At 43.8% G+C, this 17,179-nt stretch carries 21 protein-coding genes; all 21 read right to left on the bottom strand.

The window, feature by feature from the left end; genetic code table 11:
- Positions 1-31 precede the first annotated feature (31 nt).
- Positions 32-1,735 carry a phage tail spike protein gene (locus OVA33_RS15095; RefSeq protein ID WP_106067982.1) on the bottom strand — a complete coding sequence of 568 codons (1,704 nt, stop codon included), beginning with the start codon at positions 1,733-1,735 and terminating at the stop codon, positions 32-34.
- Positions 1,736-1,746: 11 nt separating this feature from the next.
- Positions 1,747-2,586, bottom strand: a complete 840-nt coding sequence (locus tag OVA33_RS15090) for a phage tail domain-containing protein (protein ID WP_063636439.1) — start codon at positions 2,584-2,586, stop codon at positions 1,747-1,749.
- The gene (locus OVA33_RS15085; protein ID WP_065180835.1) at positions 2,586-6,461 is read right to left on the bottom strand and encodes a phage tail tape measure protein; all 3,876 of its coding nucleotides are present in this window, start codon (positions 6,459-6,461) and stop codon (positions 2,586-2,588) included. Before OVA33_RS15085 ends, OVA33_RS15090 begins: the two co-directional genes overlap by 1 nt.
- 12 nt (positions 6,462-6,473) lie before the next feature.
- Positions 6,474-6,659, bottom strand: a complete 186-nt coding sequence (locus OVA33_RS15080) for a hypothetical protein (protein ID WP_223255071.1) — start codon at positions 6,657-6,659, stop codon at positions 6,474-6,476.
- Between the two features lie 2 nt (positions 6,660-6,661).
- A complete protein-coding gene (gene gpG, locus OVA33_RS15075) occupies positions 6,662-7,000 on the bottom strand; it encodes a phage tail assembly chaperone G (RefSeq protein ID WP_065180836.1) in 339 nt (112 codons plus the stop codon).
- 51 nt (positions 7,001-7,051) lie between these two features.
- Positions 7,052-7,660 carry a major tail protein gene (locus tag OVA33_RS15070; RefSeq protein WP_065180837.1) on the bottom strand — a complete coding sequence of 203 codons (609 nt, stop codon included), beginning with the start codon at positions 7,658-7,660 and terminating at the stop codon, positions 7,052-7,054.
- The gene (gene gp17 / locus OVA33_RS15065; RefSeq protein WP_079891351.1) at positions 7,661-8,149 is read right to left on the bottom strand and encodes a tail completion protein gp17; all 489 of its coding nucleotides are present in this window, start codon (positions 8,147-8,149) and stop codon (positions 7,661-7,663) included.
- Positions 8,038-8,421: an HK97-gp10 family putative phage morphogenesis protein gene (locus OVA33_RS15060; RefSeq protein ID WP_065180839.1), complete on the bottom strand. Its 384-nt coding sequence runs from the start codon at positions 8,419-8,421 to the stop codon at positions 8,038-8,040. Before OVA33_RS15060 ends, gp17 begins: the two co-directional genes overlap by 112 nt.
- Positions 8,414-8,773 (bottom strand): phage head closure protein, encoded by a 360-nt coding sequence (locus OVA33_RS15055; RefSeq protein WP_039251289.1) that lies wholly within the window; start codon positions 8,771-8,773, stop codon positions 8,414-8,416. Before OVA33_RS15055 ends, OVA33_RS15060 begins: the two co-directional genes overlap by 8 nt.
- The gene (locus OVA33_RS15050) at positions 8,706-9,053 is read right to left on the bottom strand and encodes a head-tail connector protein (RefSeq protein WP_065180840.1); all 348 of its coding nucleotides are present in this window, start codon (positions 9,051-9,053) and stop codon (positions 8,706-8,708) included. Before OVA33_RS15050 ends, OVA33_RS15055 begins: the two co-directional genes overlap by 68 nt.
- Before the next feature lie 14 nt (positions 9,054-9,067).
- The gene (locus OVA33_RS15045) at positions 9,068-9,478 is read right to left on the bottom strand and encodes a hypothetical protein (protein WP_065180841.1); all 411 of its coding nucleotides are present in this window, start codon (positions 9,476-9,478) and stop codon (positions 9,068-9,070) included.
- Between the two features lie 27 nt (positions 9,479-9,505).
- Positions 9,506-9,817 carry a hypothetical protein gene (locus OVA33_RS15040; RefSeq protein WP_063636446.1) on the bottom strand — a complete coding sequence of 104 codons (312 nt, stop codon included), beginning with the start codon at positions 9,815-9,817 and terminating at the stop codon, positions 9,506-9,508.
- An 11-nt stretch (positions 9,818-9,828) separates the two neighbouring features.
- Entirely contained in the window at positions 9,829-11,022 is a 1,194-nt protein-coding gene (locus tag OVA33_RS15035; RefSeq protein WP_123117863.1) for a phage major capsid protein, read from the bottom strand.
- Between the two features lie 39 nt (positions 11,023-11,061).
- Positions 11,062-11,688, bottom strand: a complete 627-nt coding sequence (locus OVA33_RS15030; RefSeq protein ID WP_015968215.1) for an HK97 family phage prohead protease — start codon at positions 11,686-11,688, stop codon at positions 11,062-11,064.
- Entirely contained in the window at positions 11,678-12,928 is a 1,251-nt protein-coding gene (locus OVA33_RS15025) for a phage portal protein (RefSeq protein WP_061046715.1), read from the bottom strand. The genes OVA33_RS15030 and OVA33_RS15025 overlap by 11 nt, the downstream gene beginning before the upstream one ends.
- A gap of 247 nt (positions 12,929-13,175) precedes the next feature.
- Complete coding sequence (locus tag OVA33_RS15020; protein ID WP_063636448.1) at positions 13,176-14,885, bottom strand: terminase large subunit; 1,710 nt, start codon at positions 14,883-14,885, stop codon at positions 13,176-13,178.
- Complete coding sequence (locus OVA33_RS15015) at positions 14,885-15,391, bottom strand: phage terminase small subunit P27 family (RefSeq protein ID WP_046559655.1); 507 nt, start codon at positions 15,389-15,391, stop codon at positions 14,885-14,887. The genes OVA33_RS15020 and OVA33_RS15015 overlap by 1 nt, the downstream gene beginning before the upstream one ends.
- 86 nt (positions 15,392-15,477) lie before the next feature.
- On the bottom strand, positions 15,478-15,813 hold the full coding sequence (locus OVA33_RS15010; protein ID WP_223255067.1) for a transglycosylase: 336 nt from the start codon (positions 15,811-15,813) through the stop codon (positions 15,478-15,480).
- Complete coding sequence (locus OVA33_RS15005) at positions 15,773-16,147, bottom strand: HNH endonuclease signature motif containing protein (protein ID WP_063636450.1); 375 nt, start codon at positions 16,145-16,147, stop codon at positions 15,773-15,775. Before OVA33_RS15005 ends, OVA33_RS15010 begins: the two co-directional genes overlap by 41 nt.
- On the bottom strand, positions 16,144-16,566 hold the full coding sequence (locus OVA33_RS15000) for a hypothetical protein (RefSeq protein ID WP_048367370.1): 423 nt from the start codon (positions 16,564-16,566) through the stop codon (positions 16,144-16,146). Before OVA33_RS15000 ends, OVA33_RS15005 begins: the two co-directional genes overlap by 4 nt.
- Positions 16,566-16,793, bottom strand: a complete 228-nt coding sequence (locus OVA33_RS14995) for a hypothetical protein (protein WP_063636451.1) — start codon at positions 16,791-16,793, stop codon at positions 16,566-16,568. The genes OVA33_RS15000 and OVA33_RS14995 overlap by 1 nt, the downstream gene beginning before the upstream one ends.
- Positions 16,794-17,179: the final 386 nt, after the last annotated feature.

The raw sequence follows: 17,179 nt of genomic DNA, 5'->3' as shown, positions 1-17,179 counted from the left end.
CTCTCCTTTTCGACAAAATAAAAAACGCCTATCAAAGCGCTGTCAGTATTTGATCAATATATCGTTTTTGTTCTCTCAGCTTCTTGGCCTGATTCACCGCAATATCTTGTATGTCTTTTCTGAAATTGGCAAAAGTCAGCTTCGGGCTGCTGTATGGATTTAACGGATTGTATTGAATCGTTAAGAGCCGCACATCATCCTCATAAGTAGTTCCGTCTGCTGTGTCGGCTAAAATGTGGACTGTATCACCCTTCCAGAACGGTTTTTCAATTTTGAGCAATTTTGGTTCGTATACATATTGATAATCCACACTGACGACTGTTTCCGGATATGGATTCACATGTTTTTTCAGCGCAGAAACCATGCTGCCCGACTTTTTTATAGTTTCGTCTCTGATCGGATCGGCCCACTTCGGTTTACCTTCCCGCAGGAATTTCTTTTCCTCTGGATGGATGTACAAGATCGGCTCAAATACGTATTTCGGTTTTTTGTCTGTGCTCTTACTGTCTTTAGACATCGCACCATATCCCCATGCACGAGTAGAACAGTTTTGCGAGTTGGTTTTGATACTGATGCCCGGCATATTATAACGGGAGTCAAATGTGAAAGGGATCTCTTTCCCCATTTTCTTATAGACATGAATTTTATAATTATCCACGTCAAGCTCTAACTCATAATCATTTATGAGCTGATCTATTAATTCGGTAGAGTTTTTATCACCAAAATTCTCTTCTTCGGAAGTGGCGAATTTGCTTTCAGGCTCTTCCAGCACATATGAAAAATCAGTACCTTTTAACGCAATGTCAAAGGCCCCTTTTACAGTCAGTTTCTTCGTTACTGTATCATCCACTCGATTCTCAGCAAGCAAAACGGTAAATATATGATTGGCCGTGATTGTTTTTGTCAGGACGTTTTTAGCCTGCTTCAAGTCTACATCTGTAATATAGTATTTTTGTTGTTTGAATCTCCTTTCGTCAATGTAAAGAATATTGTCGTTGATCAGTAAATCGAATTCAGTCGCATTGCTCTCTGTTTTGGTAATCGTAAAGGTAAAGCTCTTTTTCCCGGTAGTATCGTCTGTAAGATCAACGATCACGCCTGTTACTTCCACAACGTCATTTCCGTCTTTCGTGGAAACATGCAGCTGAGGAAAGTCCACATCTGACGGCAGTTTTTTATTAAGAGGGATGTCGTTACCCGCATATTCTTTACTCGGAAAGCTCGGTTCCTCTTCTGGGGTCTCCGGGGATTCTGGATCATCAGGCTCGTTCGGCAATTCTGACGTATCGTCATATTGCATCAACTTATACTGTTCGATCATGATAATTAATTTATTAGCATAGTTGATGTCTGTTGCGTAGCCAGCTTTTTGAACGGCCCGGCATGCTTTTTTATAATCCGTTTCCCCTACCACTGCTTTATACCGATCAAGACGATTATATAAGCTTCCCAGATCGGCCAAACTCTCAGCGTATGAAGGGTACTTTCTGAATTTAGCTTGTACCCTCTCAACATTTCCGTATTTGTCCTGCTCGCTGGTCCACATCAAAACGTATTTTCCGTTATAGGTTCCCTTTATCCCAAACAAATTGTAAGCTTGTTTGGAAAGGCCGCTCGTGCCGAACCCACTTTCCAGACAGCCTTGAGCAATGACAAGACTGGCAAGGACGTTATATTTTTTCCGTACCTTCTGCGCTCCTGGTACCAGACTTTTAATAAAGTCAGCCGCAGCCATGTCACCCCTCCTTACTTATAATAAAAACGAGTATCAAATAAAATTTCAAAGTCATTTGAGTTTATAATTTCAAAATCGTTCCATCCTACATCCAGTGTCGGCAGACGGCCGGATGTTTTCAGACGCTTATCCCCGATTACAGTGTACTGCCTGATGAATGTGACTTTTTGCGAGCGTTTTAGCTCCTGCTCAATTTTTAATTTTTCCCCGTTCGTTCGGTTCGCAATGGTTACGTTTGTCCCTTTGGCCCAGAGAAAGACCTTATAATCATGCTGCAGAGTGTTGACCGCGCCGCCGCCGGGGTTGTAAACGCTGAATCGTTTTTGGTTCTTGAAATGATATTCAAGATCATCTCTCCGAAGGATTCCCATGCCGGGACTCCAATGCTCCCCATTGAAATTCTGGATGGTAGAAGAGGTATATTTCGACTCGGCAAGCCCCAGAATGTCCGTGAACCCTACTGTAAATGTGGCATGATTTTTCTGTTTGTCCTTAGTGATAGTAAAATTCCCGTCACACGTAACAAGGAACCGACGGTTAGGCAGAAGGTCCGTCGAAATATAATAAGGAAACGGCTGCACTAACAATGAATAAAGTTCATGCCTGTTCTGATAAAAGGTTTCGGGAATGATGGAATCTAATAAAAAATCAACCTTGATGTCTCTCTCTTTGTAGACAACGTCCCGGGGGTGCTGCGGCAGCACTAAACCGTTTATCCTTGGGAGGGTCGTTGTTTCTCGTTCAATATTCGGTGAGTCAGGCGTGAAGCTGCGCACCTTAAAACGGGGGAGAATGCCTGTTAAACTTTGTTCCCCCATACCGTTATTAAAATCAATATATAAATCTAGCATTATGATCTGACACCGCCTTTATAGGCATTCTGGTTGTATCGGTCTGCAGCTTTCTGATCAAGTATCCTGCCATCTCCTTTTTCAAAAGCGATCGTCGCAATTTGTTGGCCGTCCATATGCACCGCAGCCGGATGGATGATAATAGGCTGCTGAGGTAATGCGGCCTGGCCTGCCCCGCCAGACTGTTGCTGAGACAGGAGTGTGATTAGAGCATCGAGCTTTTGATTTAAGGCAGGCGTGTCAACTTCATTCCGAATGGTAAGCTCCGACTTCATTGAAATGAGCTGATCAGCAGCCCCCTTTATGTTGAAAGCCATCTGATTTAATTCCTGCTTAAACGAGGTCATCGCGTTCTGCGCCATAAAAGCAGCGCTTTGTTTTACGTTTTTGGCTTTGTCCTCTATCCCTAACGCAAACCCATCAGAAAAGTTGTTTCCTTCCGCTTTTGTTAGTTTGGAGGGAGAATGAGAGTCAATTGACTTCTTTAAAGTCCGCAAGGCGGATTTCCCCAAGTTCCATGCCGCGCTGAAGAGAGAGCCGTTTTGCGATCCCATTCCATTTATAAAGCCGGTTACAAAGTCAGAACCGACACTTTGTGTCTTAACGCTTTTCAGCCCTGTTTTTGCGCTGTTTGCAACACTTTTTCCGGCGCTGTTTGCTGTGCCTTTTTTACTGAGAACGCCGCTGGCCAATTCAGTTCCGGCCTTTTTACCGCCTCCGCCGTCTGAGGTTTTGGCTAAATTATTCGTTACAGATAAGCTGAGAGACCCGGCCGCAGATGTATTAGCGCCTTTGGTAGACGTTAAACCAGCTTTATGCTTATTTCCTTTGTTTTGTCCTGCTGCATTTGCTTGCCCGCCGCCTTTCCTCATCTCATTTAAAGCAGATTGAAGTATAGATGATCCTGCTTGTGCATTACCGGGCCTCGTAGAATTGATACCGGTACGAAAGGCATTACCTTTATTTTGTCCGGCCTGTGCGGGCGTGGTATTATCTGCGGAAAGCGAATTGTTAAGGGCCTGCTGTAAGACCGTTCCCCCGCCAATAACTGCTGGTGTGGACTGCTTCAAGCCAGCGGAAAAGTCCTCGGCAACCTTTTTCCCTGATTGCTCGGCGCTTGTCGGCTTATCTAATTCCCCTTCAACATTGGCAACCATCTGACTTGCTTCTTCACGGGCTTGTTCTTGGGTCATCCCCATGCCTTGGTAAAACTCTTCTAAAGCCTGTTGGGTAGTCTCAATTGCTTCTTCTTTGGATTGTCCTAATTTTTGAAGAAAATCTATTTGCCGGGCTGCCCATCGTTCTTGATATTGAGCTTCAGACTCTTCAGTTTTGACCATAATCCCCATTGAATTAGATATAAATTCATCTTGTCTATCCAATGCCTTTCCGGTCTCTAAATCAAGCAACTTGCCGTCTCGTGACATTTTGGAAAATAAGGCTCTTGAATTTTTTTCATAGGCATCCGTGTTTTTTGCTAATGCGGTATTATAGTCAGCCGTGCTTTTGCTCAGTAATGATCTTCTTTGTTCAGCCTCTATATATCCCTGTGCAAACAACTTCTCAATAACATCATTTCTGTATTCCATGTCTTTCTTGGCGGCCTGTTTACCATCGTCATAGACTTTTTTAATGTCGTTGTTGTACTTCTGAGCTTGTTTAAATGAAAGCTGTCCTTGCTGATCCGTTACCACTTTTTGCATTGCTAAAGCTTCTTTTTGATTGGCCGCAAATTTACTTGTAGACAATTCAAAATAGGAAACAATGTCATTGAATTGCTTCTTTTGTGAGGCATTCATGTTGGAAGTGACGAGGCCCGTCTCTTTTTGTAGAGCATTTAACTGTTTCAGCTTATTTCTAGCCTCTTGCATATCTTTATCAATTGCGCCAACCATCTTGTCAGTCATCTTTTCGCCGGCTTTTTTTGTTTTCTCATCGGTGTCTGCGTATAGCCCTTTTAAGACAACCAGAGCATCCTTTTTAAGCCCTTCAAGTTCTTGTATTAGCTGGTCGCGCATACTGGCATAAGTTTCAACTAATTTAGCTGACATCTTCTGAGCTTCTGAACCAGATACCCGGGTCAATTCAAACAGCTGCAGTTCTGCCTTTTCTCTTAAATCCACATAGGCGGAAGCAGATTTTTGTGTTGCTTTAGAAACGCCCTCCCCGTAAAGCAAGGCGGATTCTCGCGCCTCTTCTTGCTGCTTTTTCTGGTTCTTCAATTGCTCAGTGTAAGCGTATGTAGCAACTGAAATGCCGCCAAGCAACGCTGTGCCTCCGACAATCGCAAGGCCAACAGGGCCGGTAAACGCTAAAAGCGCCCCTATTCCAGCTGTAAGCGTGGCGACGGCTGTCGTAACCCCTAATACACCTGTCGCCAGAACGGCTGTTTTCGCTATGGTTTGCACGGTGCCGGAATCCAGATTATTAAACATCATAATCAAGTCGCTGCCTTTGTTTGCTAAATCGCCCAGGGCAGGCAAAAGGCTTTCCGTCAGCTTGATTTTTGCCCCTTCAAGTGCTGACTGAAAAGCTACTATGCTTCCGTGTGCATTGTCCAGCATCGTATCCGCCATCTTTTTGGCGGCTCCATCTGATTTTTCAAGCGCCTTAGTATTATCCCCCAGAGCCTTTGAACCTTTTTGAAGAAGGACAGCCCAATGTTTATATGCTTCAGCGCCCACGATCGTTTTTAATGCGGCCGCCTGTTGCTCTTTGGTCATGCCTTTCAGACCTTTTTCCATTTCCTCAACGACTTCCGGCATACTTTTCATGTTTCCGGCCGCATCGAAGAAATCAAAACCTAATTTTTTGACAAGTTTCGAAGCCTTACCGGTTGGTGAAGCGAGACGGATCAAGGATGTACCAAAAGCCTGCCCAGCAATTGAACCTTGAAGACCTGCGTCACCAAAAGCCATAATGGCGGCTGCTGATTCTTCCATACCCCAACCAAGAGAATTGGCGTTCGGCGCCAAAAACTTCATGGCTTCGCCCATCTGTTCAACGTTGGTGTTTGCGTTGGCTGCGGCGTAAGCAATGACATCCGAGGCGTGCCCTGACTCTTTTGCTTTTAGAGCAAAGGCAGACATGATATTTGATGTAATATCCGCGGCTGCGCCTAATTCCAGTTGGCCAGCTGCCGCCAGACTGAGCATCCCGGGCATTGCGTCATAAATGTCATTAACCTTAAATCCAGCCATTGCCAAAAAACCCTGTGCATCCGCTGCCTGACTTGCTGTAAAGACAGTGGTTGCACCGAGTTCTTTTGCTTGCTCTCTCAATTTTGCGATCTCTGCCGCCGATCCGCCGGAAATGGCCTGGACTTTACTCATTTGCTTTTCAAAGTCCATACCGACCTGAACAGCATCACGTAGAGACAGAGCCAGCGCACCAAAGGCGATGCCCGATGTCATAGCTACTGACGAACCAACGGAACGCATTTTTCCACCAATTGAATCCATTCGTTCGCCCATGATCCGAACACGGGAGGAAGCTCTTTTCGCTGCCTCCTCTAACGTTTTTATCCTCTGAGTCGTACTATTTAGCGCGTTTTGCGTCTTATTCATTGCGGCAGTAGCATTATTTAAACGGCGGGCGAGGGTTTGCGTTTCTTTTATGTCTTTCCCTTTTTTTATAGCCGCGTCTGCGTAAGCTCTCTCAAGAGCCTTTACTCTGCGTTTATGTGTTTCCAATTGTTGTGTTAATGTTTTTTCGGTTACTTGAGCAGTTTTTAATTCGTTTCCCCACACACCCACTGCCGTACGGTTTTTTTCAAATTCCGACTTCAAATTTTTCATTTGAACAGCACAGGCGCTCATTTCTTTTTTAAACTCAGATGAATTCGAATACAGCCTGACCTTTATGTCTTTGCTCAACCGGGCACCTCCTTATCCGAGAAATTGATCAATATATACAGGTTCATCATTGTTTTTTGCCTTCGTTTGGGCCTTCTCTTGCGATTTTCTCCGAGCCAGTCTTTTCAGATGATAGACAATGTCCATTTCGTCAATTTGATTCTGCGTATATCCTATTTCCTCAAGGGCGTTATACATATCAAGGACTGACTCAGACAGACTTACTCCCCCGGCTCTTCACCACTGGGAATTTCTTCGCCATTTAAAAGAGCCGTTGCATCTGCAATGTTCCCCAACACATACTGTGCAGCAGCAAAAATTGTCCTTCCTGCTAACCGGGAGTCAATCCCTTCTTCAAACTCATCAGGCGTGAATTTCTGGCCAAATGTATTACAGACAAATTCAATTTGTTCATCAGTAAAAAGGCGTTCTGAATCTTGGGATTCAAAATCATCAGTGATTTTTGCAGCCTTCCGGAACAATAAACCTGTAATGTGGTCAGGTGTAACAAATTTTTTATCTTTACCATCAAGCCGAAGTGTAATAGACAAAGCTTCCATGTAGGTTCCTCCTTTTTCATATAAAAAGAGCGCTCTCAGGCGCTCAATTAATTATTTACCGACATCAACGACAGGCGTTCCCTCTTTCGTGATGTCCTTATAGACAACTTGTTTGAACCATGTTTCAGCGTTAATCCCATTGGCCTTATCTTCTTCTGCTTTTGCATCCCATCTGCGCTTACCCTCTTTTACATTAGTAAGAGGCATGAATTTAATTTTGACCTGCGCTGTTTGGGGCGTAGCTTTCCCCTCGTCCGTTTTGTGTTCAACCGGTACTAATTCTGGGGTTCCTTTAAGCACCCAATAGTATCTGTACCCGCCGGTAGAGAGCTTGGCCCGGAAACCAAGAGCAATCTCCAATGTCTTATCATCAGCACTAGAAAAATGGATGCCATTCTCCACTTGCTTACCGAAAATCCTTGACTGCATGTCAAGAGGGAGGTCGGCAACTTCCATTTCACCATCAATATCACCTAAACTATTAACAGTGGCATATGCCACGTTGTCAGCATAAAAAACCTCTTGTTCGGATTTAGGATCAATTTTCAAGTTAACGGCACCCGGTAATTCTTGCGGATCAGAGAATTTCAATTCATCTTTCGTGTCTTTCAATACTTCGGCGATATGAAACATATCCAAGCCGGATAATACTTTCCCCATCTACTTTCCCTCCTGATAATAGGTTTTTTTATAACGTCTGGCCTTATGAAAGACCTTTGTATCTGTTTCGTATAAATCTTGAGAATCATATCTGCTGTATCCGATTTCCCGCATAAGCCTGTCTATTTCGGCAGCAATCGCTGTTTCTTTGCCGCGGGTACTCGCTTGAGTGAAAATGCTGATCTGATAACGCACCTCAAACGAATAGACCTTGTTGTCTGCAAAATCCGCATCAGCATCTTGAATCTCCGAAAAAACTACTCTTGGAAATGCGCTGACATCATTCGCAACGAGGTTATGAATTCCGCCAGATGCAAGGCTTTTTATTAAGGCACTGGAATTAAGTGTACTCACCAATTCAATTTTAGGAGAGTAGGTCATTTGATCGGCGCTGTAAGTATTCGCTCCATTAATTCCACAGCAGGCCCCTCCCCTTCTTTCCCGCCTTTTTCTATGAACGGTTGCGGCGGCATTTTTGAAGTTCCCCACTCCAAGAAACTCCCGCGATACGCTACCTTTTTATTCGGACCAACGGCCACAAACCTCACTCCGTCCTTGGATTCTCTGACATTGGAGACTGTGATGTTGTCCTGCATATGAGGTTGTTTTTTATCACTCCGGTTAACGTGGGAGCGTTGCTGTTCAGCGATAATTTCACCGCCGACCTTTAGCGCTACGGGTTCCACCTTTTCGACGTCTCCGCCGATTTTTTCAAAATACTGCGTTAGATCATCTATGCCGTCAAAGCTCATATCAGCCATTGATTCCCACCTCCTGACAAAGAATCTCAAGCTCTTCCCCTTGATCATCCGGATCGTTAGTGTCCAAAATATCAAAAACGCGTTCCGTCTTTTCTTTAGGAACGCGCTTAACAATCCGCATATTCGGTTTTATATCCTTCCGGTAACGCACCGTGATTTTTTTGGGGGTCTTGACTCCCAATGCCCCGGCAATCATAGTTTCGCTATTTCCGAGAGAGCCAGCCCCCTCTACAGCTCCCCAGACCGTGAATAAGTCCACATAGGTTGCATTCCAATTACCTTCTTCATCCTGTGTCTCGGTTTTCTTTTGAAAGGTCAGACGGTGCCGGAGTTGACTGATCTTTTTTCTCATTTTCTTGTTCCTCCACAGATACATAACGCAGCTGCGTCAATATATTTTCAGCAGTAAAAGGGATAGATAAGCCGGTTCCCCCGGACTCATATATCCCTTTGTTTTCATACCAATGTTGGACAAGCATTTGAAGCACCAGCTCAAATTGCGGGTGCCCTTCAATATACCGGCCTATCCCGTTGATAATATAGCTTTTGGCCGCCGCCATTTGATTCAAAAGCTGACGATCATCTTCTTCATGCTCGACTTTTAAATAATTTTTAATAGCCTCTAAATCCATTCAGGACACACCGCCTATTCTGTCGGTTCTTCTTCGGTTCCTTTCAAAGCAGCCAGGTCACTTTCAAGGTTATTCATTTTTTGTTTCAATTCATCAAGCACTTTTGTAATTTCGCTGTTTAGATGCTCCGGCATCACGCTGCCAGTTCCAATGTTTTTACTCCGAACGGATTTTTCCCCAAGCATTTCATGCACAATGCTTCCCTCTTCAATAACAGCCGGATCGCCCTTTTGACCTGGCTCACCTGGAGGGCCTGGTTCACCTTGAGGACCCGGCTCACCTTTTTCACCCTGCAACCCTTTTACAAAAAGAGGATTTTCTTCGCTATTTTCTTTGAGATAGACTGGCGTTATCGCTTTGCCGTCTTTTCCTTTTTCAGATGAAGTTTTGACTCCATTACTTTCATATAAATAATCTTCAGCCATCTGTAATCATCCTTTTCCTTTTATTTTTTATTCCGTTTTTCCGTCAGACTGAGAACCGGCAAGCTCTTTCAATTTATCTTCTATAGCCTTGAGACGATCTAAAACAGATGAATTTAAGTGTTCTTCCATTACACTGCCGGTGCCGATATTCCTGCTGCGGACCGACTTATCCGCCAACATTTCATTGGTTACGCTTCCGGGTCCTGGTTCAGATTGGTTACCGCCTAAACTGACCTCTTGTCCATCTTTAATGACCTTGCCCCCGGCAATTTCTAAAACACCGCCGATGACGGTACGATTTCCCCCGTCGGCGGTGTAGTTTTTTGTTGAATAGCTCATATTATCTCTCCTTATTCAACCGTGATTTGTCCGAATACTACAGCATCCTCATCCCATTTACGGACATCTTCTCGTTCAATCCCTCTGACTTTTGTTGAATTTGTTTCAAATGCTCCTGCCCCTGTGTCTGTGGATGCAATTGACTGTTGTTCACGATCAAACAGAACAATCGCTTCTTTTAAATTCCCGATGATGAGAGGAGCTTTACCTTTTAGAGTTTTTAATACTCTGTTAGTAAAAGGCACGACAGGTCGTCCATCAAGCAACTTCTTTGTAGGATTGGTTGGGTCCGGCTGTAATAGGTATCTTCCTGTTCCATCTTTAAGCGTGTCTAACCAGTCATATCCGTCTTGGTTTGTCAGCACGATAGAACCCGGCGCCACCATCGGATCAAGCGTGACATTTAATGCTTTTTTAATACCATCCAAACCATCAATATCTACTTTTTTCAATGATGCAATTGCAGCCAAAATCAAATTGTTACGGGTAACAACTGATTTCTTTGCGAACCATTTTGCTACATATGTCATGATCGCTTGGTCAGAGTCATTCAACATTGAATTAGATAGAGTCATGATGCCACCATAATCTATGATTGAGTAGGATACTTTTGTGAATCTAGGCTGATCAATCTCAGGTAAATTCCCCAATTCCTCTACAGGTGAAAACGGCACCATATCAGCATTTTTCTCAAGTAAACGAGTTCCAGATCGAGTTGTGACAGGTTCAACGGTTACATATTGTTCCAACGGCTCAAACTGACGTTTAAATTCATGGATTTGCCTTCCAATATCCTCTGGGATCAAAATTCCGCCATCTTCATCATTTATACCGGACATCGCTCTAAATTCTGGACTATCCAGAAGGTCACGCTCTTCGTCGGTAAGTCTTTTGCCTCTCAATCCTTTAAGGAAAGCTTTGCTGTATTGCTGTTGCCTTTCCTCATTTCCTTGACCTTGTGAACGCTGCCCCTCTGGGTTGCGCTCTTGCTCGGGCACAAAGTTTACACCGCCCGGTAAATCCGGGACATCAAGTGAACGTCCTTCGGTCATCAATTCGATTTGATTTTTAAGCTGTTTCACTTCATCAAGCAATGCACGCGCTTCATCGGTATTGCCCTCCTGCAGTGCCTTGTCTGCTTGCTGCTTCTTTTCAGTAAACTGTTGTCTTAATGCGATTTCTTTTTTGCTCATTTGCATTGGCATAAAATCATTTCCTCCTTGTTTTCTGAACTAAAAAAGACCTTACTCCGGGAGTACAAGGCCTAATAGTTCCAATTCCATTTTTAACGCTTCATCTGATGAATTACGTCTTTCTTTCAGCTGCTCTACCTTTTCTAAACTGCGGGCACCTACAACCGCCTCAGTATCGCTGTAAGCAGGCGTAGTGACGAGCGAAATATCAAAAATACGATTGATTTTATTAATTCGTCGCTCGTAAATGTCCTCATCTTCATTGATACGCCATTCATCTGCCTCAGCATCCCCATAATCAAGTGAAAAAGCAAAGGAGCACTGATTGATCACACCGCTCCTGACATTCTCCATTAAATCACGCGCATATGACGTGTCTGAGGGCTTGAATCGGAATTTGAGGCCTATCCCATCTGTTTCTAATTCAAGGCGGCCAGTATCCCCGGAAACAGTATTTCTCGCTAAGGGGAAATCTTGCTGATGGTTGAAAAGGGCGATGACGTTAGACATGTCAGCTGAGTCAAGAGCTGTTCTGCTGATTATCTCTTTAAACCAGCCCAAACGTTCTGACCATTTTTCGAATTTGAGAGCGTACCCTTCGATATATTCACTCTGCCCTTCACCTTCGGAACGCAGTTCAATCGGCGTCGTCAGATGCCGCACCTCTTTATCCTTCATTCTTGTTGTCACCCCCCTTCATGGCGCCGCCAGCTTTAAGCCGCTGATATTCTTCCACAAAATCGAGGAACACATAGTTTAAGCTGGAGATATATTTATCGCCGTTTTCAATAGGGTTGCGCTCAAGTAATTCTCTGATTTCGTCTTTATTCAGCACTCCTGTTTCATGAAGTGTTTTCAAATACTCCGCTTGCGTCTTACTGTCGCCGCGCAGCTCGCTATCTATATTGAATTTCACGTAATGGCCGCTTTTCTGATCGTGATCCAAGAACAATTTAACGTTTAGTTCTTGTTCAAAATTCACAATCCACGGCTGCAGCGTGTTTCTGACATATTCAATGGACTGATGCTCAATATTTGAAAATGTCGCTTTATCCAATTCGTTCAGCTTATGCAACGGTACTTTATAAATCATGGAAATCTGTGCTTTGTTAAACTTCATAGACTCAACGAATTGAGCTTCTTGCAGAGGCATAGAAATAGATTGATATTCCAGTCCGTTATCTATAATGGCGATATTTTCACCTTGATTCACCCGTTTCCACTCTTTGCGCACGTTCTCTTTTGGTTTTTCATCCAGGAACGCCGGGACTTTCAATATCCCCCGAGGAGTTGCCTCGTTCTTGTACAGTTTGGCGTTATATTTTGTGGCAGCCGCTTGCGCCCCGATATGCTCCCGAACAACGCCAATAGGTGATTTACCATGTATTCCGTCAGTCGAAAGCCCCTTAAAATGTAGTACTTCGTAGTCGTATAATTCAACGGCTTCCCCGTTTATCACAGTTTGATACCACAGCATGCCTGTTGTCGGATGAACGTAAGCATTCGTGTAATCAGGGCGCAAGGGAAAGAGCGCTTCCGGGTAACCATGTGGTCCGAATTGAATATAGGAATATGCATTTCCCCAAGTCAGAACATGAGTCATCATAAGCTTTTTCCATGTGAAGGCTGTCATGTAAGGATTCGGCCGAGCATAAACAGCATGCGCGGACAGGTGCTCGGGTTTCCGCTCTATGCCGCCGTCCGTTCTTTTATATGTGTGAATCGGCAGTTTTGCAATGTCATCCGACAATACATTGACACATGCAAATATGTCCGGCTGCACAAGTGAGTTGCTTGCACTCACTCTTTCGCCGCTTGCTGTTTTCCGGCCGCCGAACATGTTTAATAAAATGTTGTTAAAACCATCTTCATGATCTGACGAGCCAGAACGTTTCTCAAACATTCGTTCAAGCAGCATTTATATCACCTCGCTTTCTTTGATATGAGGTAAGCATAAAACATTAAAAAGACACCCGTCAGAATAAGACCGATGTTTGTGCTCCATCTATAGACAGCTGTCAGGATAAAGGCGGCTCCCGCCATAAACAGCAGATCATTTATTATCAAGCAGAAAAAAGAAAGCAGGGCTTTCATATACTTGGGGTGAAAAAACCACTTAAAAAAAGCTTTGATCTTTTTCCTGACTTTTTTCATTTTCTCACATCCTAAAAACTGAAATTCCCAGAGCCGAAGTGATTATTTAAATCTACTCTATGGTTTGTGTCATGATACATCGCTCTGGCGTAAGCATTTATAACAGCCGCAATAGGGTCAATTCTCTGCGGTGATTTTGCTTTGTCCAGCATGATATTTTCTTGCGGGTCCATTTTTATAATTGCGTTATTAACCGCCCATGTTAAAACCGGATCATTACCATGTACGATTTTTCCTTCATATACCTTCTCACGAAAGCTTTTTGTAGGTAATGAAAGATGATTGATTCTCTGTGGCAGTTCCACCATTGTATGCCCTTTTGATTCGAGCCGTTGTGCTAAATGAAGAGCATTCCACTTGTCATACGCGGTCTCTTGTGGCCGAAAACGGTTTTTATGGATAAATTCAATGATCCACTGTTCGACTAATTGATAGTCAACTGCTTCGCCAGACGTATAAGTGATAAATCCCATCTCTCTCCACAAATCATATGGCACTTTATCCGTCGCCATTTTTTCTTTGGCTCGGGCTTCAGGCATAAAGGAATGTTGACCGACATAGAAAAAGCCGTCTTGCACGGCCACATATCCAACGGAGGTTAAGTCTGTTGTCATTGATAAATCTAGGCCCAAATAAACGGGCAGTCCTTGCAGATCAGGAATTCCCCCGCTGCAAGCGCGCCATTTTGTCATATTCATATAACCATTGTCCTTCTTGTCAACCCATCGGTTCATATTTTTGGTAAGGAAACTGCGCATCTTTTCCGGCACCTCCAGAGCCACTTTTAAAGCAGAACGTAATGATTCCATCCCCTCGGGGTACGTTGCTACAATCGGATTCGCCTTGATCCAGTTTGATTCATCTTTTATGTCATCTTCCGGGTCCAGTTCACAGATCATAACAAAATAATCATCATTCTCCGTGTCAATGTCTGGATCAAGAATTTTGCTTGTATATTGATATTCCTTAAAGCATGGCCGCTCCATGTTGAAACCCGCTGTCGTAATAACAGCCATTAACGGGCTGCGCCGGGCGACCATCCCGCTGTCCAGGACGTCATAAATCTCACTTGTTTCATGTGCGTGGTATTCATCCACAATTCCCAATGATGGGTTTTTACCATCCCCGAGCTTCCGGGCCTCACGGGAAAGAGGCTGGATAATAGAGTTTGTTTTATATTTTTTCACGCGGCCGTTAGCAGAGGTATATTTCCCTTTGAGTATCGGCGCGTGATGCAGCTGCTCAAGAATTGCTTGATATACTTCATCTGATTGTTCGCGGGACCAGCCTGCGATAAATACCCGGTGTTTTTCTTGTGTCGGGAAAATCTCATATGACGCTATTAAAGCTAAAAATTGCGATTTCGCATTTTTACGTGCCAGCTGGATATAAGCTTTCCGGAACCGGCGGGCGCCATTTTCTTTTTTATAGAATCCGTATATATTGGCTGCAATAAAAAGCTGAAAGTCTGTTAGTTCAATCGGCTGCCCCGCAAGTATACCTTCGACATGATTAAATTGCCGCGACCATTCATAAAAATCTACAACAGCTTCAGCATCAAAGTAATAAGGGCAGTCATCTTCTGCGAGCCGGTCAACATCTTTAAAAAATCGCTCTACAGCCCATTTTTGCTTTTTGCCTGCCTTAATTTCCCCGGAGCGAATTTTCTCAGCATATGACCAAACCCGCTCAATGAGAATTTCGGCTGTAATCTCTTCCATTACATGCGGCCCCCAAACCGTTCTTCCTCTTTTGACTTCGGTTTCCCATCATCTTTTTTCGGGATAATAAGTTTACAGCGAGAGGAAATGGTCAGCCCTAAATCACTAGAAGCTTGCCTGCATTGTTTGAACAGCTTGTCTTGATTGATAAGCAAATCACTGTATGTCTTGTTCGCTACTTCAAATTTATTTCCGTCATCATCCTCAACTAATGCAGTAATGGGCGTTTCGAGTAAGACTTCGGTCATTTCCAAGTATTGTTTTCGAGCAAACAAAAAACGGGCAAGCGCGTCCACATCTAAATTAGTCATAATTCCGATGTTTTTTAGCTCATCCGCTATCTTTTTAAACTCTCTTTTTAAGTCTTTTGGCAAATATGATGGAGCTTTTACTTTGTCGTTTGGTGCCTTTATTTCTTGTTCCCGACGTTCCTCAATCTCTTGCTTTGTCAAGTTTTTCTTACCTTTATAAAGTAACAAATCCAAAGGTTCCCGCGGTCTGGCCATTCCCTCACCTCCTTCCGAATTTTCATTTAGGGAATTTTTCAAAATGGGGAGGGGAGCGCGGTCTCCGGCAAACGTCCTCTAGGGATTTAAGGGTGGGGGGTCTCCATCTCCTTCTTCAGCTGGCTCATGGCTGTTTGAATTTCTGTTTGTGCTGCTTCTATTTTCTTTGAATATAGATCAACAGCTGATTCCTTTTTCATGTTACGACGAAGAGCAAACATCTTTCTTATTCTGTGCTGCATTCGTCTGATGTCCTCGTTTGTATAGAAGGATGTATACTCTGCCTTGCAGCGTGGACACTTGATGTAATGCTCTTTGATTCCGTTGTCGTGCTTCCTGATCTTTGAACAGCCTTTGATAAGAAGTCTGGTCATGCATTGATCACACACGCACGTTTGATGTTCTGTTCCCAAATCCTCCATCCTCCTTTGCCGTCTTCCGGCTATGGCACGGCCCGCAGAGAGGCTGCCAGTTACCCGAGTCCCAGAATAGTTTTTTGTCGCCTTTATGCGGAACGATATGATCGACAACTGTCGCCGGGGTTCTTCTGCCTTGCATCAAGCAGGCAGCACATAACGGATGCTTGGACAGGTAGCCAGCGCGCGCCTGCCTCCACTTGCTGTTATACCCCCGTTTGGCAGCAGACTCCCGGTATTGATCATAGGCCGACTTGATTCGCTTATGCTGTTCACAGTAGCCCTCTCGCGTCAGGCTAGGACAGCCGGGTTCATTGCAGGGCTTTAAAGCTTTCTTCATGATTGAATGCCCCCATGAGGAAAATGTATAGTTGTGAATTTTTGATCATCACAATAAAGTGTTTCGGCTACAGCATCATTAACCGGCATTTCATGTCTATCCTCATCTCTTTTTTTGATCGCATCTTGGTATGAATATCCATCCTTATCGGCTAGGAATTCTTTATTCAAAAACAGCAGATAGCCACAATCGAGACCCCGTTCACCTAAAAAGAATTGTTTAACAAAATCAAATTTTTCAATAGCCTCTTCTACAAAGCCCTTGTCTTCATCTAACATTTCACAAAGACGTTCCTTTTGCTTTTTTAGCCGTTCAATTCTTTGATCTATGCCTTTAATTGATTCTTCAAGAGTAGGTATTTTCTCTTCTAAAGCATAACGCGCTTGCTCATAGACCTTGTTTCTCAATATATTTTTCATTACTCATTCACCCCTTCAGCTCTAATCGAACTAATCAACAAATTGTATTCCTCAATCCATTCAGTGGGAATCTCGCAGTTTGCGTCAATGTATCTATTAATAGCTGCCTTTAAATCTTCTGCTCTGCGTTCATTATGCAACCAATTGGGCATTACACCCAACGGCTGCACAGTACACTTTTTCAATGGTCTGAAGGTGCAATGCGTCAATCCTTTTACAACACTCATGCTTATCCTCCTTCATATTCTTTCTAAACTGCCCCCGCACTCAAGCCGTTAACCGCCGATTGTCTATCCTGAGACTTACCGGACGCAGTTTACAGAGAACATAAAAAAGCGACCCCGCTCATCAGCAGTGCCGCTTCCTTTGATTTATTACCTATTACCATAATACCTTATCTAAAACAAAATGGTGTGCCGTTATCGTGCCATCTTTCTGCCAAAATCTTTTTAGTACATTCCTTTTTGCTCTGCAGCAGTCATCCCGCTCACCCCTTCATTACTTGGTATCGTTATATCAAACCATGCCTTTCTCTTCTAACGCTGAACCTGTTGCGCCTCTACTCATGCCGCTCACCTCCTGTAACACGATGATACCACGAAAGGTGTACAAG

The organism is Bacillus sp. KICET-1 (assembly GCF_027721405.1).
GTDB lineage: Bacteria > Bacillota > Bacilli > Bacillales > Bacillaceae > Bacillus > Bacillus velezensis.
The sequence above is the reverse complement of the archived record's forward strand: the minus strand, read 5'-3'. Positions and strand labels throughout refer to the sequence as shown.